18 protein-coding genes are annotated in these 23,312 nt (G+C 72.2%); 11 read left to right on the top strand and 7 right to left on the bottom strand.

Annotated elements, in window-relative coordinates; all coding sequences use genetic code 11:
• Positions 1-12: 12 nt before the first annotated feature.
• From ACZOOI_RS06605 to ACZOOI_RS06590, 4 genes are all read left to right on the top strand, one after another.
• The gene (locus tag ACZOOI_RS06605; RefSeq protein WP_465279872.1) at positions 13-258 is read left to right on the top strand and encodes a DUF2630 family protein; all 246 of its coding nucleotides are present in this window, start codon (positions 13-15) and stop codon (positions 256-258) included.
• Positions 259-388: 130 nt separating this feature from the next.
• Positions 389-1,723: a M16 family metallopeptidase gene (locus tag ACZOOI_RS06600; protein ID WP_465279871.1), complete on the top strand. Its 1,335-nt coding sequence runs from the start codon at positions 389-391 to the stop codon at positions 1,721-1,723.
• Positions 1,720-3,084 carry a M16 family metallopeptidase gene (locus tag ACZOOI_RS06595; protein ID WP_465279870.1) on the top strand — a complete coding sequence of 455 codons (1,365 nt, stop codon included), beginning with the start codon at positions 1,720-1,722 and terminating at the stop codon, positions 3,082-3,084. Before ACZOOI_RS06600 ends, ACZOOI_RS06595 begins: the two co-directional genes overlap by 4 nt.
• A gap of 78 nt (positions 3,085-3,162) precedes the next feature.
• Positions 3,163-5,634 carry an HAD-IC family P-type ATPase gene (locus ACZOOI_RS06590; RefSeq protein ID WP_465279869.1) on the top strand — a complete coding sequence of 824 codons (2,472 nt, stop codon included), beginning with the start codon at positions 3,163-3,165 and terminating at the stop codon, positions 5,632-5,634.
• Between the two features lie 169 nt (positions 5,635-5,803).
• Here the strand turns inward: ACZOOI_RS06590 and ACZOOI_RS06585 are convergent, their stop codons facing one another.
• Positions 5,804-6,214, bottom strand: a complete 411-nt coding sequence (locus ACZOOI_RS06585) for a hypothetical protein (RefSeq protein ID WP_465279868.1) — start codon at positions 6,212-6,214, stop codon at positions 5,804-5,806.
• A gap of 174 nt (positions 6,215-6,388) precedes the next feature.
• Here ACZOOI_RS06585 and ACZOOI_RS06580 point away from each other — a divergent pair, with 174 nt between their 5' ends.
• Positions 6,389-7,069 carry a hypothetical protein gene (locus ACZOOI_RS06580; RefSeq protein WP_465279867.1) on the top strand — a complete coding sequence of 227 codons (681 nt, stop codon included), beginning with the start codon at positions 6,389-6,391 and terminating at the stop codon, positions 7,067-7,069.
• 81 nt (positions 7,070-7,150) lie between these two features.
• On the opposite strand, the gene ACZOOI_RS06575 is transcribed toward ACZOOI_RS06580, so the two are convergent.
• On the bottom strand, positions 7,151-8,884 hold the full coding sequence (locus tag ACZOOI_RS06575) for an AMP-binding protein (RefSeq protein WP_465279866.1): 1,734 nt from the start codon (positions 8,882-8,884) through the stop codon (positions 7,151-7,153).
• Positions 8,885-9,092: 208 nt separating this feature from the next.
• Here ACZOOI_RS06575 and ACZOOI_RS06570 point away from each other — a divergent pair, with 208 nt between their 5' ends.
• Positions 9,093-10,385 carry a four-carbon acid sugar kinase family protein gene (locus tag ACZOOI_RS06570; protein WP_465279865.1) on the top strand — a complete coding sequence of 431 codons (1,293 nt, stop codon included), beginning with the start codon at positions 9,093-9,095 and terminating at the stop codon, positions 10,383-10,385.
• Between the two features lie 58 nt (positions 10,386-10,443).
• Here ACZOOI_RS06570 and ACZOOI_RS06565 read toward each other — a convergent pair whose 3' ends face one another.
• Together ACZOOI_RS06565 and ACZOOI_RS06560 are read right to left on the bottom strand one after the other, a co-directional pair.
• Positions 10,444-11,454 carry a pseudouridine-5'-phosphate glycosidase gene (locus tag ACZOOI_RS06565; RefSeq protein WP_465279864.1) on the bottom strand — a complete coding sequence of 337 codons (1,011 nt, stop codon included), beginning with the start codon at positions 11,452-11,454 and terminating at the stop codon, positions 10,444-10,446.
• A gap of 30 nt (positions 11,455-11,484) precedes the next feature.
• Positions 11,485-11,823 (bottom strand): VOC family protein, encoded by a 339-nt coding sequence (locus ACZOOI_RS06560; protein ID WP_465279863.1) that lies wholly within the window; start codon positions 11,821-11,823, stop codon positions 11,485-11,487.
• 123 nt (positions 11,824-11,946) lie between these two features.
• Here ACZOOI_RS06560 and ACZOOI_RS06555 point away from each other — a divergent pair, with 123 nt between their 5' ends.
• The 3 genes from ACZOOI_RS06555 to ACZOOI_RS06545 all read left to right on the top strand — a co-directional run bounded on the left by ACZOOI_RS06555 (position 11,947) and on the right by ACZOOI_RS06545 (position 17,025).
• Positions 11,947-14,679, top strand: coding sequence for a bifunctional acetate--CoA ligase family protein/GNAT family N-acetyltransferase (locus ACZOOI_RS06555; RefSeq protein WP_465279862.1), 2,733 nt, complete (start codon positions 11,947-11,949; stop codon positions 14,677-14,679).
• Positions 14,680-15,274: 595 nt separating this feature from the next.
• Complete coding sequence (locus ACZOOI_RS06550) at positions 15,275-15,862, top strand: DUF5998 family protein (RefSeq protein WP_161365428.1); 588 nt, start codon at positions 15,275-15,277, stop codon at positions 15,860-15,862.
• Complete coding sequence (locus tag ACZOOI_RS06545; RefSeq protein WP_465279861.1) at positions 15,859-17,025, top strand: alkaline phosphatase family protein; 1,167 nt, start codon at positions 15,859-15,861, stop codon at positions 17,023-17,025. Before ACZOOI_RS06550 ends, ACZOOI_RS06545 begins: the two co-directional genes overlap by 4 nt.
• A gap of 472 nt (positions 17,026-17,497) precedes the next feature.
• On the opposite strand, the gene ACZOOI_RS06540 is transcribed toward ACZOOI_RS06545, so the two are convergent.
• Positions 17,498-18,277 (bottom strand): VOC family protein, encoded by a 780-nt coding sequence (locus ACZOOI_RS06540; RefSeq protein WP_465279860.1) that lies wholly within the window; start codon positions 18,275-18,277, stop codon positions 17,498-17,500.
• 110 nt (positions 18,278-18,387) lie between these two features.
• Here ACZOOI_RS06540 and ACZOOI_RS06535 point away from each other — a divergent pair, with 110 nt between their 5' ends.
• Entirely contained in the window at positions 18,388-19,230 is an 843-nt protein-coding gene (locus tag ACZOOI_RS06535; RefSeq protein WP_465279859.1) for a sulfurtransferase, read from the top strand.
• 86 nt (positions 19,231-19,316) lie between these two features.
• Here the strand turns inward: ACZOOI_RS06535 and sepH are convergent, their stop codons facing one another.
• Positions 19,317-20,441: a septation protein SepH gene (gene sepH, locus ACZOOI_RS06530; protein ID WP_465279858.1), complete on the bottom strand. Its 1,125-nt coding sequence runs from the start codon at positions 20,439-20,441 to the stop codon at positions 19,317-19,319.
• Between the two features lie 421 nt (positions 20,442-20,862).
• Here sepH and ACZOOI_RS06525 point away from each other — a divergent pair, with 421 nt between their 5' ends.
• Positions 20,863-21,831 carry a hypothetical protein gene (locus tag ACZOOI_RS06525; RefSeq protein ID WP_465279857.1) on the top strand — a complete coding sequence of 323 codons (969 nt, stop codon included), beginning with the start codon at positions 20,863-20,865 and terminating at the stop codon, positions 21,829-21,831.
• 22 nt (positions 21,832-21,853) lie between these two features.
• On the opposite strand, the gene ACZOOI_RS06520 is transcribed toward ACZOOI_RS06525, so the two are convergent.
• Positions 21,854-23,182, bottom strand: coding sequence for a D-arabinono-1,4-lactone oxidase (locus tag ACZOOI_RS06520; RefSeq protein WP_465279856.1), 1,329 nt, complete (start codon positions 23,180-23,182; stop codon positions 21,854-21,856).
• Positions 23,183-23,312 lie beyond the last annotated feature (130 nt).

The following is a 23,312-nucleotide window of genomic DNA, read 5'->3' as shown; positions in this document are numbered from 1 at the left end:
AGGGTTTTCGCGATGGACGACAAGCAGATTCGCGAACGCATCACCGACATGGTCGAGCAGGAGCGTGCCCTGCGGGACCAACTTGCGCAAGGCACGATCTCCGGTGCGGAGGAGCATCGTCGGCTGTCCGAGGTGGAGGCCGAACTCGACCGGTGTTGGGACCTGCTGAGGCAGCGTCAGGCTTTGCGCGACGCGGGCGGGGACCCGTCGAGCGCGGCCGCGCGCCCGGCGCGCGAGGTCGAGGGCTACCAGCAGTAGGCGCGCTGCGGGCGCGCTTCGCCCACCGCGAACACCCTCGCGAGCGGGAGTCGATCGGGCACCGCGCGTCGTTAGGGTGAGGGTGGCCGCCGTCGCGGCGGTCACCCTCCAGGAGAGGACGGATGGGCTTATGGCAGGACCGGCGACTGCATCGTTGGGGTTCACCGCGACCACGCACACCCTCGGCAACGGGCTCCGCGTGGTGCTCTCGGAGGACCACGTCGACCCCGTGGCCGCCGTCTGCCTCTGGTACGACGTGGGCTCACGGCACGAACGGCCCGGGCGGACCGGGCTCGCGCACCTCTTCGAGCACCTGATGTTCCAGGGCTCGGCCAACGTGCACGGCAACGAGCACTTCGAGTTCGTGCAGTCCGCGGGCGGTTCGCTCAACGGCACCACGAGCTTCGAGCGCACGAACTACTTCGAGACCATGCCCGCGCACCAGCTGGAACTCGCGCTGTGGCTGGAGGCGGACCGGATGGGCGGGCTGCTCCGGGCGCTGACCGAGGAAAGCCTGGAGAACCAGCGCGACGTGGTCAAGAACGAACGCCGCCAGCGCTACGACAACGTGCCCTACGGCACCGCGTGGGAGCGCCTGGTGGCGATGGCCTACCCCGAGGGCCACCCATACCACCACATGCCGATCGGCTCGATGGCCGACCTGGACGCCACCTCGCTCGCGGACTGCCAGGCGTTCTTCCGGACCTACTACGCGCCGAACAACGCGGTGCTGGCGATCGTCGGCGACGTGGACCCCGAGCAGACCCTGGCCTGGGTGGAGAAGTACTTCGGCACGATCCCCGCGCACGACGGCAAGCCGGTGCCCGCGGACGGTGCGCTGCCGCCGGTCCTGGGCGCCGAGCTGCGCGAGGTCGTGCGCGAGAACGTGCCCTCGCCCGCGCTGATGGCCGCCTACCGGATGCCGGCCGACGGCACCCGGGAGGCGGACGCCGCGGAGATCGCGCTGACCGTCCTGGGCGAGGGGGAGAGTTCGCGGCTGAACACCCGCCTGGTGCGGCACGACGAACTCGCGCTCTACGCGGGGGTCGGCCTGATGCGCCAGGCCGGAACCGCGTCGGTGGGCATGCTGGACGTGAAGGCGTCCGGTTCGGGTGCGGTGGAGGCGATCGACGCGGCGTTGACCGAGGAGTTCGCCCGGTTCGCCGTCGAGGGGCCGACCCCGGCCGAACTCGAGCGTGCGCAGGCTCAGTTGGAGCGCGCCTACCTGGACACGATGGCAACGGTGGGCAGCCGGGCCGACGAACTGTGCCGCTACGCGACGCTGTTCGGGGACGCGAACCTGGCGTTCACCGCGCTGGAGCGGCTGCTGGACATCACCGCCGAGGAGGTGCGGGCGGTCGCCGCCGAACGCCTGGTGCCGGAAAACCGCGCGGTGCTGGTGTACGAACCGACGGACGAGCCGACCGACGACGACGCGGACGAGGACGAGGAGCAGGTCGCGTGACCCAGACCGGCGAGATGGTGTTCCACCCGCGCCCCGGCGCGGGCCCGGCCCGTGAGTGGACCTTCCCCGCGCCCGAGCGCTTCGTGCTCGGCAACGGCCTCGCGGTGCTGCGCGTGGACCGGCCCGGCCAGAAGGTGGTGGCCGTCGAGTTGGTGCTCGACTCGCCGCTGGCCGCCGAGCCGGCCGAGTGCGAGGGCGTGGCCACGATCATGGCGCGCGCGTTCACCGAGGGCACCGACAGGATGGGCGCCGAGGAGTTCGCCGCCGAACTGGAGCGCTGCGGCGCGACGATCGACACCGACGCCGATCACCCGGGCGTACGGGTCGCGCTCGACGTGCCGGCCTCGCGTCTGGAACGGGCCCTGGGGCTGCTCGCGGACGCGGTGCGGGCACCGGCCTTCCCCGCGGCCGAGGTGGACCGGCTGGTGCGCCAGCGGCAGGACGAGATCGTGCACGAGTTGGCCAGCCCGCCGCGGCGCGCCGCGCTCGCGCTCAGCGGCACCCTGTTCGACGCCTCGATGCGGCTGTCCCGACCGCGGGCCGGCTCCGCGGAGAGCGTCGCGCGGGTGGACCGCGCGGCCGTGTGGGACTTCTTCACCGCCCACGTGCGCCCGCAGACCGCCACCCTGGTCGTGGTGGGCGACTTCGCCGGCGTGGATGTCACCGACGTGCTGGAGCGCACGATCGGCACCTGGACCGCGGCGCCCGCCGAGCCATCGCAGCCCGCGCCCGTGCTCGCCGACGACCACGCCCGCGTCCTGATCGTGCACCGACCGGGCAGCGTGCAGACGCAGCTGCTGATCGGGCGGATCGGACCGGGCCGCGAGGACGCCTCGTGGCCGGCCCTGACGATCGGCACGTACTGCCTGGGCGGCACGCTCACCTCGCGGCTGGACCGGGTGCTGCGCGAGGAGAAGGGCTACACCTACGGCGTGCGCGCGGCGAACCAATCGCTGCAGCAGGGCTCGCTGTTGGCGATCCAGGGTTCGGTGGAGACCGACGTCACCGGGCCGGCCGTCGCGGACCTGGTCACCGTGCTGCGCACGCTGGCCGCCGAGGGCCTGGTGGACGGCGAGCGGGACGCGGCGGTGCAGAGCATCGTGGGCGTCGCACCGCTCAAGTACGTGACGCCGCGCGCGGTGTGCGACTCGCTGGCCGACATGGCCGCCGAGCGGCAGCCGGACGGCTACCTGCCGCAGCTCTACCTGCGGCTGGCCGAGGTCGCGACCAAGGACGCCGCCGAGGCGGTGTCCGCCGGGTTCGATCCCGAGCACCTCGTGGTGGTCCTGGTGGGCGACGCGGACAAGATCCGCGAACCGCTCGAAGCACTCGAACTCGGACCGGTCACGGTCGTCGAATAGTCGGGATCCGGCGGTGGGCGGACGACAACGGTCGGCCCACCGCCAACCACGATCTCTTGGGGCACTTACGGTAGACCCATGACTCAGCCGTTGCCGGGCGCCGGGCCCGGAGAGACGACAGCCATCCCGCCGGTCGACAGACCCGACGGGACGGCAAACGAACCCGACGTGACCCTTGGCATCGGACTGACCGCCGCGGATGTCGCGGAACGGGTCGCCAGAGGGGACGTCAACGACGTTCCCGTGCGGTCGAGCCGCTCGACGGCCGAGATCGTCAAGGCGAACGTCTTCACCCGGTTCAACGCCGTGATCGGTGTGCTCTGGCTGATCATCCTGTCCGTCGGGTCGGTCAAGGACGGCCTGTTCGGCTTCGTGATCATCGCCAACACCGGGATCGGCATCATCCAGGAGATGCGCGCCAAGCGCACCCTGGACCGGCTTGCGGTGATCGGCGAGTCCAGGCCGGTGGTGCGCCGGGACGGGAAGCCGGTGGCGCTGTCCCCCTCGGACCTCGTGCTCGACGACGTGATCGAGTTGGGCGCGGGCGACAAGGCCGCCGTGGACGGCGTGGTCGTCGAGGCGGACAACCTGGAGATCGACGAGTCGCTGCTGACCGGCGAGGCCGACCCGGTGATCAAGCGCCCGGGCGACCCGGTGATGTCCGGCAGCTTCGTGGTGGCCGGCAACGGCGCCTTCACCGCGACCCGGGTGGGCCGCGAGGCGTACGCCGCGCAGCTGATGGAGGAGGCCAGCAAGTTCACCCTGGTGGCCTCCGAACTGCGCAACGGCATCAGCACGATCCTCAAGTACGTCACCTGGATCCTGTTCCCGGCCTCGATCGCGCTGATCATCAGCCAGTACCGGCTGGAGGACACCACCTGGCGCGAGGCGGTCACCCGGATGATCGCGGGCATCGTGCCGATGGTCCCCGAGGGTCTGGTGCTGCTCACCTCGCTGGCCTTCGCGGTCGGTGTGGTGCGGCTGGGCCGCAAGCACTGCCTGGTCCAGGAACTGCCCGCGATCGAGGGCCTGGCCCGGGTCGACGTGGTCTGCCTGGACAAGACCGGCACGCTCACCGAGGGCGGCATGAACGTCGCCGAGGTGCGCGAACTGGCCGAGGACCTGCCGGTGCGCGCCGCGCTCGGTGCGCTCGGCACCACCGAGCCCCGGCCGAACGCGAGCCTGGCCGCGATCATCGACGAGTGCCCGGCACAGACCGGCTGGACGTCGGTGGAGAGCGTGCCGTTCTCCTCCGCCCGCAAGTACAGCGGCGCGACGTTCGAGGTGTCCGGTGCCCGCGCCACGTGGCTGATCGGCGCCCCCGAGGTGCTGGTGGGCACGCAGGAGCACGGTGAACTGCTCGCCGACGCCGAGCGACTGGGCGCGCAGGGCCTGCGGGTGCTGCTGCTGGTCCGCACCGACGCCTCGCTCGCCGACACCGTCGATGCGCTCGTCGGCGGCCCGGAGGGCGCCGAAGTGACGCCCGCCGCGCTGGTGGTGCTGGAGCAGCGGCTGCGGCACGACGCGGGCGCGACGCTGGACTACTTCGCCGACCAGGGCGTGGCGGCCAAGGTGATCTCCGGCGACAACGCGATCTCGGTCGGCGCGGTGGCCGCCAAGCTCGGCATCAAGGGCGCCGAACACCCGGTGGACGCCCGCACGCTGCCCACCGATCAAAACGAACTCGCGGACGTGTTGGAGGCCAACACGGTCTTCGGCCGGGTCACCCCGCAGCAGAAGCGGGACATGGTCGCCGCCCTCCAGTCGCGCGGGCACAACGTGGCGATGACCGGCGACGGCGTCAACGACGTGCTCGCGCTCAAGGACGCCGACATCGGCGTGTCGATGGGTTCGGGCAGCGAGGCCACCAAGGGCGTCGCGCAGATCGTGCTCCTGGACAACAGCTTCGCCACGCTGCCGTCGGTGGTCGGCGAGGGCCGCCGGGTGATCGGCAACATCGAGCGGGTCTCCAACCTGTTCCTGACCAAGACCGCCTACTCGGTGCTCCTGGCCATCCTGGTCGTGATCGCCAACGTGCCCTACCCGTTCCTGCCCCGGCACCTGACGCTGCTGGCCTGGTTCACCATCGGCACGCCGGCGTTCTTCCTGGCGCTGGCCCCGAACAAGGAGCGGGCGCGCCCCGGCTTCGTCAAGCGGGTGCTGCGCTACTCGGGCCCCTCCGGCGTGATCGCCGGTACGGCGACCTTCACCGCGTATCTGCTGGCCCGCGCGGACTACGGCGCGACGGACGCCACGCGTACGGCCGAGACGTCGATCGCGACGCTCACGCTGTTCCTGGTCGGCCTGTGGGTGCTGGCGATCATCGCCCGCCCGTACACGTGGTGGCGGATAGGCCTGGTGCTGGTGATGGGGGCCGGGTTCGCCACGGTGCTCTCGGTGCCGTGGCTACAGGACTTCTTCGAACTCAAGCTGGTCGGCACGAAGATGCCGTGGACCGCGGTCGGCATTGCGGTCGTCGCGGGGATCCTGCTGGAGGTCGTCGCCTATTGGAACAAGCGGCGACTGGCGAGCGAGGTCGCGGCGGCCTAGCTCGTGGGCCGGATGGCCCCGATGGGTGTCGGGGCATGGTGCTCGCGGCGGTGGCGGGGGGCCGGGTCGGCGGTTGTTGCGCTCACCCGGCCCACCCGTTGCGATGCGGTGCGGAGATCGGCGTCACGTCACGGCGGGGCGCCCCGCTCCGGCCCGGCAGTCTGCGCCGCTAGCTGCCGGCTCGGCGCCGCTCCGCCAGGGCCAGGCCCACGCCGATCAGTGCCGAGCCGCCGGCCAGGCCTGCGATGAAGGCCCGTCGGCCGCGGGGCAGTTGCTCGCGATGCCGGTACGTGATGAGGGTGTCGCCGAGGTCGGCCGCCGAGGCCGCCAGCGCCCAGGTGCGGATCGGCTCGCCGCGGGCGGCCGCGAACATCGTGCCGGCGCCGAGCGCGAGGTCGCGCCCGCCGAGCGCGCGGGCGAACACGAGGGTCCCGGTGCGGTTCGCGTCGTCGCCGATCCACGGTCGGGAGACCCGCGGCGGGTCGAGCAGCGCGACCACGCCCAGCACGGCCCGGGCGCCGGCCCAGCCGAAGATCGCCGTGCGGATGAGGCCCTCGGGATCACGTAGCGTGCTCGTCACATCCGTCACGGTACCGTCCCCGCGGCACTTCAGCGGCCGGCAATTTCGTGCATTAGCCTCGCTCTGCCGCACACACGCACCGGCGACATCGCGGGATCGGCGCCATCGTGACGACCCGTCACGCATCCAGGGGGGTGGCGGCGTCCGGTCGCGCCACGGGGATGGAGAACCACGTTGTACCTGCGCAAGCCTGCCCTTCCGGGACTGTTGATCGCCGCTTCCGTCATCGCGCTCTCCAGCGGATGCGGCCTGGTCGACAAGGTCAAGGGCGACGACGACAAGAAGAAGGACCCGGCCACGACCGCGCCCCAGGCGGGTGGATCGACCGGCGGGGCGACCGGCGCGCCGGCCACGCAGCCCGGCGGGGGCAAGGGCACCGCGCCCGCCACGGCGCCGGCCACGGACAAGCCCGGCGGTACCGGCAACCTCGACCCCAAGGCCTTCTGCAACCTGCTCACGCCCGCCGAACTCAAGGGCGTGCTGGGCAGCGAGGTCACCCGCACCAAGAACGACGACACGCTGCGCACCTGCCGCTACTACGGACCGGGCGACTCGCCGGTGGTGACCCTTCAGTACTTCACCCGCAGCAGCAGGGCCGGCGACACGCCGGAGAGCGTCGTGGCCAAGAACGAAATGTCGAAGTACGGCAAGCCGATCACCGACCTCGGTGCGTTCCCCACGCTGTACGTGCCGGGCACCGGCAGCTATCCGGCGCCCAGTGTCCCCGAGATCTACTTCGCCAAGACGCACGGCGACCTGATCGTCGACATGCACGTGAGCCTGGCACCCGCCGCGAAGGACCTGCCGCGCGGGCAGCACATCGCGATCGCCAAGCTGATCGCCGACAAGATCTGACCCGCCGCCCGGGGCCGAGCCGGTGTCGGCTCGGCCCCGGCCCGGCCTCGACTCCTCGGCCCTCGGCCACCGGGCCCGCGATCAGTTGCCCTTGAGTTCCGGGAAGTCCTCCTCGAACCACTCCAGGGCGCCCCGACCGGCCAGGTCGCCGTCATGCAATTCGCGCTCACGACCCCGCAGTTCGACCCTGCGGATCTTGCCCGAGATGGTCTTGGGCAACTCCGCGAACTCGATCCGGCGGACCCGCTTGTACGGTGAGAGCACGGCGCGGGCGTGCCGCAGGATGGACAGCGCGATCTCCCGGGTCGGCTCGTGCCCGGGCGCGAGCACCACGTACGCCTTCGGCACGGCCAGTCGCACCGGGTCCGGCGAGGGCACCACCGCGGCCTCGGCCACCGCGTCGTGCTCGATCAGCACGCTCTCCAGCTCGAACGGCGAGATGCGGTAGTCGGACGCCTTGAACACGTCGTCGGAGCGGCCCACATAGGTGATGTAGCCGTCCGCGTCCCGGGTGCCGACGTCGCCCGTGTGGTAGAAGCCGTCGCGCATCGACTCGACCGTGCGCTCCGGGTCGTCGAGGTATCCGGTCATCAGGCCCAGCGGGCGGGCGGCGAGGTCGAGGCAGATCTCGCCCTCGGCGTCGGTGCCGGTGACCACCTCGCCGGAGATCGGGTCCACCAGGGCCACGGTGTAGCCGGGCAGCGGCCGGCCCATCGAGCCCGGCCGGACCTCCTGCCCGGGTGCGTTGCCGATCTGCGCGGTGGTCTCGGTCTGCCCGAAGCCGTCCCGGATGGTCAATCCCCAGGCGGCCCGCACCTGTTCGATGACCTCCGGGTTGAGCGGCTCGCCCGCGCCGATCACCTCGCGCAGCGCGGTCCGCCACGCGCCCAGGTCCTCCTGGACCAGCATCCGCCACACGGTGGGCGGCGCGCAGAATGAGGTCGCCCCGCAGCGCACCATCGTGTCCAACAACGGACGTGCGGCGAACCGCTCCTGACGCACGATCAAGATCGTGGCCCCGGCGTTCCAGGGAGCGAAGAAGTTGCTCCAGGCGTGCTTGGCCCAGCCGGGCGAGGAGATGTTCAGGTGCACGTCGCCCGGACGCAGGCCCAGCCAGTACATCGTGGACAGGTGCCCGATCGGATAGCTCGCCTGGGTGTGGCCCACCAGCTTGGGCTGCGCGGTGGTGCCGGAGGTGAAGTACAGCAGCAGCGGGTCGGTCGCGGCGGTCGGGCCGTCCGGTACGAACGCCGCGTGCGCGTCGTCGGGACCGTCGTGCGCGTCGGCGAACGAGAGCCAGCCCGGCGTCGGTTCGCCCACCACGATCCGGGTCCACGCGCCCGGCACCTCGGCGAAGCCCGGGGTCACCGCCGACTCGGCGATCACGTGCGCGACGTCGCCCCGGGTGACCCGGTCGGTCAGGTCGGCCGGCGCGAGCATCGTGGTGGCCGGGATGATCACCGCGCCGAGCTTCATCGCGGCCAGCATCGCCTCCCACAACTCGACCCGATTGCCGAGCACGAGCAGGACCCGGTCGCCGCGGCGCACGCCCTGCGCGCGCAACCACCCGGCGACCCGGTCGGAGCGCCGGGCCAGTTCGTCGAAGGAGAGTTTGGTGTCGGTGCCGTCCTCGGCCACGATCCACAGCGCGGTCGTGTCGTTGCCGCGGGCGATCACATCGAACCAGTCGAGCGCCCAGTTGAATTCGGTGGGTTCGGGGCGCGGGAAGTCCCGGCACGCGGTGGGCTGGTCCTCGCGGTGTTCGAGCAGGAAGTCGCGCGCAGCGCGAAAAGCCTCGGTCGCACCCGTCGTCATCGCCGAATTCCTCCGTCTGTCGTGCGGATCGCCGTACCGCGGCATCGCGTCGTCGGTACAGGAACGCACCCTCGCATCACCCGTTCGAGCGGTCAACGACCGTGCGCGGGCTCCTCGCATTGACCGTCCCCGCGCCGGGCGGCAAGACTCCCGGGGCCACCACAAAAACCACCCAAAGTTGATCTTGATCCGACATTCGGGACCGTAATTGACAGACAGTACGGGGCGATCCGACCCGCGGGTGCTCGTCCTTGCCGACGACCTCACCGGCGCCAACGCCACCGCGGTGCGCTTCGCCCGGCGCGGGATGCGCACGCTGGTCACCGGTGGGCCGCCGCGGGCCTGCGTCAGTGCGCCGGACGTACTCGTGCTGGATCTGGCCACCCGACACCTGCCCGCCGAGCAGGCCGCCCGCCGAGTGGTCGCGGGCGCCTCGGTGTTCCCGGACGCGCCGCTGGTGACCAAGCGGGTGGACAGCACCCTGCGCGGCAACCCGGGCGCGGAGACCGCCGCGCTGCTGCACGTGCTGGACGCCCGCCCGGGGCCGCCGGTGCGCGCACTCGTGGTGCCGGCCCATCCCGAGGCGGGCGGCACCACCGAGGGTGGCATCCAGCACGTGCACGGCGTGCCGATCGCGGCCGGCGAGGTCGGCCGCGACCCGCTGTGCCCGGTGACGTCCTCGTGCGTGATCGAGGCCTTCGACGTGATCGAGCGGCCGATCGTGCACGTCCCCCTGGACGTGGTGCGCGGTGATGCCTCCGGCCTGGCGCGGGCGCTGTGCGACCCGGGTGCCCGGGTGCTGGTCTGCGACGCGGTCACCGAGGCGGACGTGGAGACGCTCGCGCTGGCCGCCGCGGCCGCCGCGCTGGGCGGCGAACTGCGCTGGCTGCCGGTGGATCCCGGGCCGTTCGGCGCGGCGCTGGTCGGCGCGTTGGGCGCGGTGCCCACCGGTTTGCCCGTGCTCGGCGTCGCGGGCAGTCTCAGCGGGCTCAGCCGTGATCAGATCGCCGAGACCCAGCGCCGACTGGGTGCGCGCTGGCTGGACGTGGGCGATGCGCCCGATCCGGCTCGGGTCGCCGCCGACCTGGTGGCGCTGGCCCGCACCGGCGCGGCCCTGACCGGAATCCGCACCCGGATCCCGGATCGGATCGACCCGGTGCGCGCCGCGCGGCTGCCGGTGCTGCTCGGCGAGGTGGTCAAACGCGCGCTGGCGGCCGCGCCGTTCGCGGGGGTGTACGCGACGGGCGGGGACATCGCGGGCGCGGTGTGCACCGCGCTCGGTGCGGACGGGCTCGCGGTGGAGACCGAGGTGCAGCCGCTGGTGGTGGCCGGCCGGCTGGTCGGCGGGCCGCACGACGGGTTGCCGTTCGCGGCGAAGGGCGGGCTGGTCGGGGACGCGCACGCGGCGGTGGCGTGCGTGTTGCACCTGCGGATGAGTGCCACCGTCCCGACGACTGCGCCGGCCGCGGTCGCGACCCGGGAGATCGTGCGGGGTCGGTGATTGACGAGGGTGCGAACACGCTGTGCGCAGTGGAGTGACCGGCTCGGTTCGTCGGCGCTCAGGTGATGGTCAGGGCCTGGGCGATGCGGGCGGCCAGGGCGGCGTTGTCGAGGATGAGGGCGATGTTGGCGCTCAGGCTGCCGCCGGCGGTTTCGCGGTGGAAGAAGTCGAGGAGGAACGGGGTGACCGCCTTGCCGCCGATGCCCTCGTCGGTCAGCGCGGCCAGTGCCTCGTTCAGCACCCGGTCGTGCAACTGCGGGTCCAACTGGTCGGCCCGCGGCACCGGGTTGGCCACCACGAGGGCGTTGCGTCCCAGCCCGAGCGCCTCGTGCGCCCGCACGACGTCGGCCACCTCGTCCGCGGTGTCCACCCGCCACTCCAGCCGATGGCCGGAGTCGACCAGGTAGAACCCCGGGAACGTGTGGGTGCCGAAACCCACCACCGGCACGTTGAGCGATTCCAGGCGTTCCAGCGTCGCGCCGACGTCCAGGATCGACTTGACCCCCGAGCACACCACGACGAGCCCGCACCGGGTCAGCGCGACCAGGTCGGCCGATTCGTCCCAGCTCTCCCGCGCCTGCCGATGCACCCCGCCCAGACCGCCGGTGGCGAACACCCGGATGCCCGCCTGGTGGGCCAGGTGCGCGGTCGCCCCCACGGTGGTCGCGGCGTACCCGCCCCGCGCGGTGACCAGGGCCAGATCCCGCATGCCGGCCTTGAGCACGTCCGGACACGTGGCCACGAATTCGAGCGTCTCGGCGTCCAGCCCGATCGACGGACGGCCGTGCACGACCGCGATCGTCGCCGGGACCGCGCCGGCGGCCCGAACCCGGCCCTCGATCTCGCGCGCGATCCGCAGGTTGTCCGGGCGCGGCAACCCGTGGGCGATGATCGTGCTCTCCAGGGCGACCACCGGTCGGCCCGCGGCGAGCGCGTCCGCGACCTCCGGCAGGATCCGCAAGCCGTTCACCGGTAGGACGCTACCGGGCGCGGGCGGCAGTGGCACGGCATATGCACCGGGACGCGGCGGTTCGGCCTCGCCTCGGCGCTCGGATACTCCGATGATCATGGCAATCCGCCGTCCCGTCGCGACCCGCGGTCAGCGCCGCGGCTGGTACAGCACGGCGGCCCAGCCGTCCGGCCCGGTCACCCGGACCCGCACCTCGTGCGGCCCCTCGACCGGCTCGCCCACACCGAACCCGCCCTCGCGCAGCGGCACCAGGGCCGCGTCGAGGTCGGCGACCTTGACCATCACCGAGGCCGCCTCGCCCTCGCGGTCGGTGCCGGCCAGCGCCAGCCGGCCGCCGTTCACGTCGAACTGGGCCCAGCGCTCACCGTCGACGAAGGTCGGTTCCGCGCCGAGTACCGCGGTCATGAAGCGCACCGCCGCAGCCATGTCGGCGACGGGGAAAGCGGCGGACAGGCCCTGAGCGGACATGGGTTACCTCCTGCGACGAGACCGGGCACGGTATCTGATGGTCTATCAGGTGCGGCGGACACCAACCGAATCGGGGCGGCCGGAAAGCACCGGTGACGCGCCTCAGGGGTTAGCCTCGCAAACGTGGAGCCCACCGACACGGCAGACGTGCCACCCAAGCCCCCCGAACACTGGGAGGCCGACGTCGTGCTGCGCGACGGCGCCACCGCCCACGTCCGCCCCGTCGGCCCGGACGACGCCGGCCGCCTCGTCGAGTTCTACGCGCGCGTCTCGGCCGAGTCGAAGTATCTGCGCTTCTTCACGCCCTACCCCCGACTCTCCGACCGCGACGTGCGCCACTTCACCACGCACGACTGGGTGGACCGGGTCGGCCTGGGCCTGTTCGTCGGCGACGAGATGGTCGCGATCGTGCGCTACGACCGGATCGGCCCGGACGGGCGCGCGGTGCGCACCGGCCCGCAGGGCCGCTCCTCCACCGCCGAGGTGGCCTTCCTGGTCCAGGACGACCAACAGGGCCGCGGCGTCGCGTCGGTCCTGCTCGAACACATCGCCGCGGTCGCCCGCGAGCGCGGCATCCGCCGCTTCGTGGCCGACGTACTGCCCTCGAATCGCCGGATGGTCACGGTGTTCACCGAGGCCGGCTACACCCAGCAGTCCGCATTCGAGGACGGCGTGGTCCGGCTCACCCTGGAACTCGCGCCCACCGAGACCTCGCTCGGCGTCATGCTCGGGCGCGAACACCGGGCCGAGTCGCGCTCGATCGCCCGGCTGCTCACCCCGCGCTCGGTCGCGGTGATCGGCGCGAGCCGGCACGAGGGCACGGTCGGCAACACGCTCCTGGCCAACCTGCGTGCGGGCGAGTTCACCGGCGACCTGTACGCGGTCAACCCGAGGGCCGGCAGCGAGCCGATCGACGGTGTGCCGACCTATGCCTCGGTGCTGGACATCCCCGGGGGAGTGGACCTGGCGCTGGTGGCGGTCCCCGCGGACGCGGTGCGCCAGGTGGTCGAACAGTGCGGGCGCAAGGGCGTACACGGCCTGGTCGTGGTGTCCTCCGGCTTCGCCGAGACCGGACCCGAGGGCCGGGAACGGCAGCGGCGCCTGGTCCGCGCCGCGCGCCGGCGGGGCATGCGGGTGATCGGACCGAACTGCCTGGGTGTGCTCAACACCGACCCGGACCTGCTGGTCAACGCCAGCCTGTCGCCCCGGATGCCGCGCCGCGGCCGGGTGGGCATGTTCGCCCAGTCGGGCGCGCTGGGCATCGCCATCCTGGAGTCCACCGTGAGCCGGGGGATCGGGCTCTCCACGTTCGTGTCCGCGGGCAACCGCGCCGACGTCTCCGGCAACGACCTGCTGCAGTACTGGGAGGACGACCCGGCCACCGACGTGGTGTTGCTGCACCTGGAGTCGATCGGCAACCCGCGCAAGTTCACCCGGCTCGCCCGCCGGGTCTCCCGGGCCAAGCCGGTGGTCGCGGTCAAGTCCGGGCGACACACCCAGGGCGTACCGCTCGGGCACGTCACCCGCACGCTGACCCTGCCCGACTCGGCGGTCGACGCACTGTTCCGGCAGGCGGGCGTGATCCGGGTGCCCACCGTCGCCGAACTGTTCGACGTGGGCCAACTGCTCGCCTACCAACCGCTGCCCGCCGGCGACCGGATCGCGATCATCGGCAACTCCGACTCGCTGGGCCTGCTCACCCAGGACGCGTGCGCCAGTGCGGGCCTGAAGCCGCGGCGCCCGGTCGACCTGACCACGTCCGCGACCGCCGACGACTTCCGCGACGCGCTCGCCGAGGCACTGGCCTGCACCGAGACGGACGCGGTGATCACCGTGTTCATCCCACCGCTGACCACGTCGGGCGACGAGGTGGCGAGCGCGATCGCGGAGATGGCCGGGCACGCGGCACGGATCGGCAAGCCGCTGCTGACCACCTACCTCGCGCACGAGGGGCTGCCCACCCAACTGCGCCGACTGGACGCGGACGGCGTGCCGGCGCTCGGCTCGGTGCCCTCCTACCCGGCCCCGGAGAACGCGGTCCGCGCGCTCGCCGAGGTGGTGCGCTACGCCGCGTGGCGCCGGCGGCCCACCGGCTCGGTGCCCGAACATCCCGAGGTGCGCACCGATCAGGCCCGCGCGCTGGTCCGGGCCCGGCTCGGCGCGGCGGACGCGGTGGGCCTGTCCCCGGCGGACGCCGCCGAGCTGCTGGACTGCTACGGCGTCAGGCTGCTGCCCGCGGTGCGGGTGGACAGCGAGGACGCGGCGGTCCGCGCGGCGACCGAACTGGGCTACCCGGTCGCGCTCAAGACGATCGCCGAACATCTGCGCCACCGGGTGGACGTGGACGGAGTACGGCTGGACATCGGCGCGGAGGCCGGACTGCGCCGGGTGTTCCGGGAGATGACCACCCGGCTGGGCGGCCCGGACCAGGCCCGACTGGTGGTGCAGCCGATGGCGCCGCACGGGATCGCGACCGTGCTCGGGCTGACCTACGACGAATCCTTCGGCGCGGTGCTCTCGTTCGGGCTGGCCGGCCCCGCCACCGAACTCCTGGGCGACGTGGCCCACCGGTTGGTGCCGGCCACCGATCAGGACGTGGCGGACCTGGTCCGCGAGGTCCGGGCGGCGCCGATGTTGTTCGGCTACCGCGGCGCACGGCCCGTGGACGTGCCCGCACTGGAGGACATCCTGCTGCGGCTGTCCCGGCTGGCCGACGACCTGCCGCAGGTGACGTCCATCGCGCTGAATCCGGTGGTGGTGGCGGCCGAGGGCGCGCACGTACTGGGCGCGCAGATCCGCCTGTCCCGCCCGCCGGCCCGCACCGACCTGGGCCCCAGGTCACTGTCCCGACCGTAGCCGGCGATCGCGCCGGACCGCCCGGGTGCGGGCGGATCCGCTTCGGTGCGCGCCGACGCGTGCCCGTACACACATGCGGAACCGCCGCCGTACTCACATGCCACCCCGAGCTGTGGCACCTACGTACGGCGGCGGCTCCAGGCCGGATCCGCTCCGCGGCATGCCCCTCCGCGCCTACCCTCCACATGGCTGCGCATTTCATGCCGTTCGACGCTTTCCGGACCGAGCCGCCCCGCGCCGGTCGTTTCCCCGAGTGTCCCCGGCGGTGAGGCGGTGTCACTCGTTCCCCCGCCCGGGGGGCACGAGTGTCGCGAGAGATCCACCGGTGCCACCGTGTCGACGGCGCGTCCCTGTTGCCCCGGTCGGGCCTCTCGAGGGATCAGTCAACCCCGCCGAGCCGTTCACCGGGAGGGCGCACGGAAGGCGCACGGTGGCGATCCGTAGAGGACGCACCAACAGTGCGCATCCACCTCACCCGTTCGGTCCTGTCATTACGTCGACAAACCGTCACTGTTTGGCAACGGCAGATGCGCAACCCGACCTTCGCAGGGGGTGGATGGCGCACGTGTGCCCTCGGAGGTGCCAGGATGGGGGTATGGCTAAGACCACCACCTCGACCCAGGGGCTGCGCACGGCCATCGAGCGCAGCGGTTACTACCCGAGCCTCGTTGCCGACGCGGTCGAGTCCACGATCGGCACCGAGCCGGTCGACGCTTTCCTGGTGCACCAGGAGACCACGTTCGATTCCAATGAGGTCCGCCGCCACATCACCGTTCTGGTGCTCACACCAGGCCGTTTCCTGGTCAGCCACACCGATGAACACGCACCGGACGACACCTCGCCCACTCCGTATGCGACGACGTCCACCGAGACGGTGCGGATCGACCGCCTGGAGTCGGTCGTGGTCAGTCGCGTCGTGGGCAACCCCGCCGAGTACGTCCCGGGAGCCCCGCCGCGCGAAGCCGTGCTCACCATCGGCTGGGGTGCGGTCGGTCGGATCGACCTCGAACCGGCCGGTTGCGCCGACCCGAACTGTGAGGTCGACCACGGCTACACCGGTTCGTTGACCGCCGACGACCTCTCGCTGCGGGTCAGCGAAGCCGCCGACGGCCCCGAAGCGGTCGAGCGCACCCTGACCTTCGCCCGTGCGCTGTCCGAGGCAGTGGCCGGCATCAACCAGTGAGTGCTTCCGTCTGGTTCGACGAACAACCCCCGGTCCCGCTGCCTCGCTACGGGACCGGGGCGCTGTCCGACCTGTTGCCCTCGATAGCCGCCTCCCTCGGCATGCCGGGGGAGGCGAACACACTCGGCCTCGCGCCCGCGCGCGCCGCGTGCGTGTTCCTGATCGACGGCCTGGGCTGGGACCTGCTGCGGGCACACCCGGTCGAGGCGCCGTATCTGCACTCGCTCCTGGGCACCTCGTTCGCGGGCAGCGGCAGGCCGCTGACGGCCGGCTTCCCGGCGACCACCGCGACCAGCCTCGCGTCGTTCGGTACCGGGCTCACCCCCGGCGTGCACGGACTGGTCGGCTACTCCGTGGCGGTGCCGGGCGAGAACCGCCTGATGAACCAGCTGCGCTGGGCCGACGACATCCGCCCGCGGGACTGGCAGCCGTACCCGAGCCTGCTGGAGCGGGCCGCCGCCGCCGGGATCACCGTCGCGCAGGTCAACGACGTCATCTTCGAGCACACCCCACTGACCAAGGCGGTGCTCCGCGGCGGTCGCTACGTGGGCGCCGAGTTCGGCGAGCCCAGGGTCAAGGGCGTGCACCGGCAACTCGCCCGACCGGGCCCCGTGCTCGTGTACACCTACGCCAGCGAACTCGACCGCTGCGGCCACGGCATGGGCGTCGACTCGCCCGAGTGGCGCGCCGAACTGCGGCGGATCGACGGCGTCGTGCGGGCGATGGCCGAGGGCCTGCCCGCGGATTCGGTCCTGTACGTCACCGCCGACCACGGCATGGTCGACGTGGCTCCCGAGCAGCGCATCGACGTGGACCGCGACCCCGGTCTGTCCGCCGGCGTCGCTCTCCTCGGCGGCGAGTCCCGGGCGCGGCACGTGTATACCCGTCCGGGCGCGACCAAGGACGTGCACGCGATCTGGGACGACATGCTCGGTGACCAGATGTGGGTGCTCACCCGCGACGAGGCGATCGAGGCGGGCTGGTTCGGGCCGGTCGTCGAGGACCGGGTGCGAGCGCGCATCGGCGACATCGTCGCGGCGGCCTTCGGCGACATCGCGGTGGTGGCCTCCCGTCGCGAACCGGGCGAATCGCGACTCACCGGCGTGCACGGGTCGATGACCTCGGCGGAACAGCTGATTCCGCTTCTCGAGGTTCGCGGCTAGGGCGTGCGCCGAGGACCGGTGAGCACCTTCGGTCGTGGCGGGCGGTTTCGTTCGTGCCGAAGGGACGGCGCCGGGTGGTCCCGTTCACGCCGAAGGGACGGTCTCCGCACGGAGACCGTCCCTTCGGCACGAACCGAGGCCGGTTCAGGCCTGGTTGCGCTTCTTGGACGCCACGAGTGTGGCAACGCCCGCGGCGGCGGCGAGCAACAGGACGATCTTGAACAGTTTGCCCATGGAAAAGGACCCCCTCGATGGTCGAACGAAGATGCGTCTCCCGACCGGGAAGGTCGCGGGCGACGCGCCCCGTGTGTACGTAGGCGCACGGGAACCCGCCGATCCCGGACCCCGTTTCCGGACGGGAGCCCGTCAAGCTCGACTCTACGTCACCCGTTTGGCTCAAGGGTGGAGTGGTTTCCGGTCGGAGTGGCGGGCCTCGCGAGGGGGTACCGGCCGCGGATTCGCACCAGGCGGGCTATTGCGGACCATTCGGATTCGACGCCACCGCGATCACGTTGAACACCGCGCCCTGCGCATCCTGCACCGCGGCCACCCGGCCGTACGGCGACTCCTCCGGGCCGCGCAGCACCTTGCCGCCCAGGGCGTCCACCCGGTCCACGGTCTCGTCCGCGTCGCGCACCGCGAAGTACGTCGCCCAGTGCGGCGGCGGGCCGTTCCGCACGCCCGCCACGCCGCCGCGCAGCTCGCCGCCGACATGGAACGTCGCGTAGTCGAAGTCGGCGTCGGACATGTCCTCGTAGGTGAAGTCGAACACCGCCGTGTAGAACTCCTTGGCCCGCGCGCTCTCCGGCGTGTACAGCTCGTTCCACACCACCGCGCCGGGCTCGTTGACCACACCCGCGCCCTTGTGGTCGCCCGCCTGCCACACGCCGAACACGCCGCCGGTCGAGTCGGCGGCCACCGCCATCCGGCCGAACGTCCGCACGTCCGTCGGCGGCACGAGCACCGTGCCGCCGGCCGTGCGGACCCGGTCGATCACCGCATCCGCGTCGTCGGCCGCAAGGTAGGTGGTCCACGCGACGGGCCCCTCCTGTCCGGGCATGCGCCCCATCAGGCCGGCGACCGGGCGACCGCCGAGCGTGCAGGTCGTGTAATGGCCCACGTCGGCCGGCCCGATCTCCCCCTCCCAGCCGAACAGGCCACGATAGAAGGCCAGTCCGGCCTCGACGTCGGGCACGCCCAGGTCCACCCAGCACGGCACGCCGGTGGGATACCGCGAGGTCCACTCGCTCATCACTGCCTCCTCGGGCATATGCCGACAATTCGGGACGATCCGAAACCGATGCTGCCACCAGGGTCGGACATGTGCTCGTCGGTGACCGCCGCACGAGGCAGGATGCGGGTATGAGTTCCCTGATCAAGGCGGCCGACCTGGCCGCCGCCCTGGACAGTTCGTCGCCGCCGCTGGTGCTCGACGTCACCTGGCAGCTCGGCGGTCCGCCCGGAATCGACTCCTACCGGATCGCCCACGTACCCGGCGCCCGCTTCGTCGACCTCGCCACGGAGTTGTCCGGACCGCATACCCCCACCGGCGCCGGGGGCCGGCATCCGATGCCGGAGCCGGCCGCGTTCGGCACGGCGATGCGCCGCCTGGGGGTCTCCCCGGAGACCGACGTGGTCGTCTACGACGCAGGCCAGAGCGTCGCCGCGGCGCGTGCGTGGTGGCTGCTGCGCTACTTCGGCCACGACCGGGTGCGGGTGCTCGACGGCGGCTTCGGGGCCTGGACGGCCGCGAACCTGCCGGTCACCGACGTGGTGCCGGGGCCCGCCGAGCCCGGCACGTTCGTTCCGCGTCCGGGCGGGATGTCGCGGCTGGACGCGGACGAGACCGCGGCGCTGGTGGCCGCCGGCGGCGTGCTGCTGGACGCGCGCGCCGGTGAGCGCTTCCGCGGCGAGACCGAGCCGATCGACGCCAAGGCCGGCCACATCCCCGGCGCGATCAGCGCGCCCGCGACCGAGTACACGTACGCCGACGGCCGGTTCCGCGAACCCGCCGAGCTCAAGGAGTACTTCGCCGCCAAGGGCGCGGTGCACGGTGCGCGGGTCGCCGCGTACTGCGGCTCCGGCGCGACCGCCGCGCACGAGGTGCTCGCGCTGTCACTGGCCGGCGTCCCCGCCGCGCTGTACGCCGGATCCTGGAGCGACTGGATCACGGATCCGGACCGCCCGGTGGCCACCGGCGAGTAGCGGGTCCGCGCCCGTTCGTTGCCGGCAACGAAAGAGCCGAGGGTCCCGTCGGGGCCCTCGGCTCTTCGCGTATCCGTATGCGTCGATCACTCGCGGCGTTTGCGCCTGCTGCCGAACACGATCTCGTCCCAACTGGGCACGGTCGCCCGGCGGCCCGGACGCACGCCGTCCGCCTCGGCCTGCCGGTCGGTGCTGCCGACCAGGCGCTCGCGGTGCGGGCCGACCACGCCGCGCGGTACCAGGACGTTCTCGTACGCGCTGCCCGCGCCCGCCGCCGCAGCGGGGGCCTGGGTCTCCTCTTCCTCGATCGGTTCGGCGCGCTCCGGGCGCTCCGGCCGCTCCACGCGTTCGATCCGCTCGCCACGTTCGACGCGTTCGATCCGCTCCGGGCGTTCGGCGCGCTCGGACCGCTCGATGCTGCCCACCCGCGGGCGCTCGGCCAGTGCGGTCACGTCGATGCGCATCGGACCGGGGGAGACCGACTGGGCCTGCGGTTCGCCGCGCAGCCCCGGGACCGCGTCCAGCAGGCTGGTGATTGCGTCGTCGTCGCTCTCGCGCGGGATGGTGGCCAGGCGCGGCCGAAACGGGAACGGGGTCTCGGACGCCGCCGGGTGTTCGCCGATCAGCGAACGGGCCTCGTCGTCGTTCGTGGTGACCAGCCGCCGGGGCGGATCGAAGCTCCAACTCGCGGAGCGCATCTCGCCGTCGGCGCGGTAGAGCAGCAGGATCTCCCAGCTGCCGTCGTCGCGTCGCCAGGAATCCCACTGCACGGACTCGGAGTCCGCGCCGCGCAGGTGCAGGCGTTCGGTGACGATCTCGCCGAGCAGCGGGCCGGTGGTCTCGCCCTGGCGACGGATGGGCGTCTTGCGGGCGCGCTCGGCCATGAAGGCGCGTTCGGCGAGCACCGGACCCTCGAAACGCCGCACACGGTCGACCGGGATGCCGGCGAGTTGTGCGACCTCCTCCGCGGTGGCACCGGCCCTTATCCGGGCCTGGATGTCACGCGGACGCAGTTGGCTTTCGACTTCGATCTCGATCTGGCCGAGCCTGGCGCGGTCGCCCCTGACGGCGGCACGGAGCCGTTCGTCGATGGGCAACATGTACTCAGTGCCGTCGGCAGCCTTCAGCACCAACCGTGTGCCGTCGTTGCTGACGGCCACGACACGCAGTTCGGGCATGGGGACCTCCCGGGTGGTGCCTGCCGACGTCACCTGCGTCGTTGCTCCCGCTACGAGTGTGACCTGCCCAGCCTCGGCATGGCCACAACCTGACCGAGTTGTCCGGCGTGTCGGATTTATTACCTGACTGGCCGAATTGCCTTGGTTACACCATTTCGGGTAGATACCGGGGCGGCGCCCCACCCTGACCTCTGCGGTCGGTCGCCTCCCCTTTCGCGCACAGGTCTTTCCGGAACCTCGCGTGAACAGTACTCCATTCGGGGGCTCTACCGGGACACACCGCGCCGCATCGGCGCGTCCCGTTCGGACGAGTCGTTTTCGGCCGTCCGGGGTGATGTCGATCACAAGATTGGGCCGATCGGAACGATGTGGATGGGCTGTTCGGTCGTAAGCAGGGTGAAGTCCTGTTTTTCATGATTAACCACCGTCCGAGTGCGGACGGGCAAGGAAAGTGATGCCGGAAAGGACCGAGAATGAACGTCGCCGGATCGATGTCAACGCGGTGCAGGTCGTGGGCAGTGCCCTGGCGGCCATCTCCTCGGCGTTCCTGCTCTCCACGCTCGGCGTCGCCGGGACCGTGATCGGCGCCGCGCTCGCGAGTGTGGTCGCCACGGTCGGGAGCGCGGTCTACGTGCACCTGTTCCGGCGCACCGGCGAGCAACTGCGCGACGTGCGGGCGACGCTGAGCCCGCCGCACGAGGGCGGGCCCAGCCCGGACCCCGCCGCGGTGCCGAATCGGCCCACCGGCGTGGCCGAACGGCGGCAGGCGTTCGACGAGACGGTGCTGCTGCCGGTCGGCGACTACGAGCGCCTCGATCCGGAAGCGGGTGCGCCGAGCGGAGCGTCCCGGGCCGGCGCCGCCCGGATCCAGGCCCCGCCCGGCGACGTCGGCGACCGACGGGTGTGGCTCGGCCGATCGCTGGTGGGAGCCGTGCTCGTGTTCGTCGTGGCGATGGGCGTCGTGACGCTCGCCGAGACCGCGATCGGGCGCTCGTTCGCGAGCCTGTTCGGCCACGGCGACGGCGGCGGCTCGACCATCTCGCGGATCGTCGACGACCGGCCCGCCCGGCACGACCCGCCCAAGCCGCCGACCGGGTCGACCCCGAACCCGACCGGCACCGGTACATCGACGCCCACCCGCGGCCCGGAGACCGGGAACAAGGGCACGTCGGGCGAGCACGGCGGCGACGGCGCGACCTCGGCGCCCTCGACCACCCCGACCACCCGCCCGAGCAACACCCCCACACCCGACCCGACCGGCTCCCGGCCGCCGGCCACGGCCCCGCCCGCGACCACGCCGCCCGGCGGCGCGGCGAACGGCGGAGCGGGCAACGGCGGAGCGGCGGCGGGCAACGACGCCGGCGGCACCGGTCAGGGCGCGGCGAAGTCCGATCCGAAGTCGAACGCGGGCTCCGGGTCGTAACCCGGTCGGCGGCGGCTGCGGCTCAGTCGCCCAGCACCCGACGCAGGTAGTCGTTGCCGAAGCGGCGCTCCGGATCCACCCGGTTCCGGAGCGCCGTGAAGTCGGCGAACCTCGGGTAGAGCTTGGCGAAGTAGTCCGCGTCGCGGGTGTGCATCTTGCCCCAGTGCGGGCGCCCGCCGTGCCCGACCATGATCTTCTCGACCTCGGTGAAGTACCGCTCGTGCGGCGTGCCCTTGTACATGTGCACGGCGATGTAGGCGGTGTCGCGGCCGTACGCCGTGGACATCCACAGATCGTCCGCCGGAGCCACCCGCACCTCGACCGGGAAGCTGATCGGCAGACCGGCGGCCTCGACGAACGCGCGCACCTCGGCCAGCGCCGACGTCGCCGCCTCGCGCGGCAGGGCGTACTCCATCTCGATGAAGCGCACCCGGCGCGGACTGGTGAACACCTTGTGCGAGGTGTCCGAGTAGGTCCGCGCCGACAACGCGCGGCTGGACAGCCGCGCGATCGAGGGCACCGTCCTGGGCACGCGCCTGCCCACCCGGCAGGCGAGCGAGAACACGCCGTTGGACAACAACTCGTCGTCCAGCAGGAAACGTGCCTTCGAAAGCGGCTTCGCCGGTCCCTCGATCCGGTTGTTGCGCTTCACGTTGCAGTTGTCCGTGTGCGGAAACCAATAGAACTCGAAATGCTCGTTGTCGGCGCACATCGCGTCGAAGTCCGCCAGCACCGCGTCGAACTTCATCGGCTCCTCGCGCGCCTCCAACAGGAAGCTCGGCTCCACCGCGAACGTCAGCGCGGTCACGATGCCCAGCGCGCCCAGGCCCACCCGGGCGCCCGCGAACAGTTCCGCATTCTCGGTCGGCGAGCACGTGGTGATCTCGCCGTCCGCCAGCACGATCTCCATGCCCCGGATCTGCGCGGCCAGCGAGCCGGACGCCCGCCCGGTGCCGTGCGTGCCGGTCGAGGTGGCGCCCGCCAAACTCTGCACCGCGATGTCGCCCATGTTGGCGAGCGCCAGGCCGTAGCCGGTGAGCAGTGTGTTGAAGTCGCTCAGCCGCATCCCGGACCCGACCGTGACGGTGCCCGCCGCACGGTCGAGCGCGTGCACCTCGGTCAGCCCCTCCGGCCGGATCTGCACCCCGTCGGTGACCGCGACCGACGTGAAGGAGTGCCCCGCGCCGACGGCCTTGACCGCGAGACCCTGCCCCGCGGCCCGGCGCACGGCGGCCGAGATCTCCTCGGCGGACCTGGGGGTCAGCACCGAGTGCGGCCGGGCGGACTGGTTCCCGGCCCAGTTCCGCCAGGCGGGGGGCGTCTTGGAGACGGCGGGGGTGGTGCTGCTCAACGGGTTCCTCCTGGGGTCGCCGTGGGATCAGCCGGACATTACTCGCCGGTCATCGGACCGGGAAGGGGTCGCGCGCGGTTGCGCCGCAACTCACGCCGTGCGGGCGGGGGTGGCGGGCACCGCGGGGTCG

It is taken from the genome of Embleya sp. L77 (assembly GCF_055557415.1).
The sequence above is the reverse complement of the archived record's forward strand: the minus strand, read 5'-3'. Positions and strand labels throughout refer to the sequence as shown.

Coding starts and splice junctions, on each gene's coding strand:
- ACZOOI_RS06565 (WP_465279864.1), bottom strand. CDS start 11,454: ATGATCATCGGAGTATCCGAGCGCCGAGGCGAGGCCGAACCGCCGCGT.
- ACZOOI_RS06590 (WP_465279869.1), top strand. CDS start 3,163: ATGACTCAGCCGTTGCCGGGCGCCGGGCCCGGAGAGACGACAGCCATC.
- ACZOOI_RS06535 (WP_465279859.1), top strand. CDS start 18,388: ATGAGTTCCCTGATCAAGGCGGCCGACCTGGCCGCCGCCCTGGACAGT.
- ACZOOI_RS06560 (WP_465279863.1), bottom strand. CDS start 11,823: ATGTCCGCTCAGGGCCTGTCCGCCGCTTTCCCCGTCGCCGACATGGCT.
- ACZOOI_RS06550 (WP_161365428.1), top strand. CDS start 15,275: ATGGCTAAGACCACCACCTCGACCCAGGGGCTGCGCACGGCCATCGAG.
- ACZOOI_RS06540 (WP_465279860.1), bottom strand. CDS start 18,277: ATGAGCGAGTGGACCTCGCGGTATCCCACCGGCGTGCCGTGCTGGGTG.
- ACZOOI_RS06575 (WP_465279866.1), bottom strand. CDS start 8,884: ATGACGACGGGTGCGACCGAGGCTTTTCGCGCTGCGCGCGACTTCCTG.
- ACZOOI_RS06525 (WP_465279857.1), top strand. CDS start 20,863: ATGCCGGAAAGGACCGAGAATGAACGTCGCCGGATCGATGTCAACGCG.
- ACZOOI_RS06605 (WP_465279872.1), top strand. CDS start 13: ATGGACGACAAGCAGATTCGCGAACGCATCACCGACATGGTCGAGCAG.
- ACZOOI_RS06600 (WP_465279871.1), top strand. CDS start 389: ATGGCAGGACCGGCGACTGCATCGTTGGGGTTCACCGCGACCACGCAC.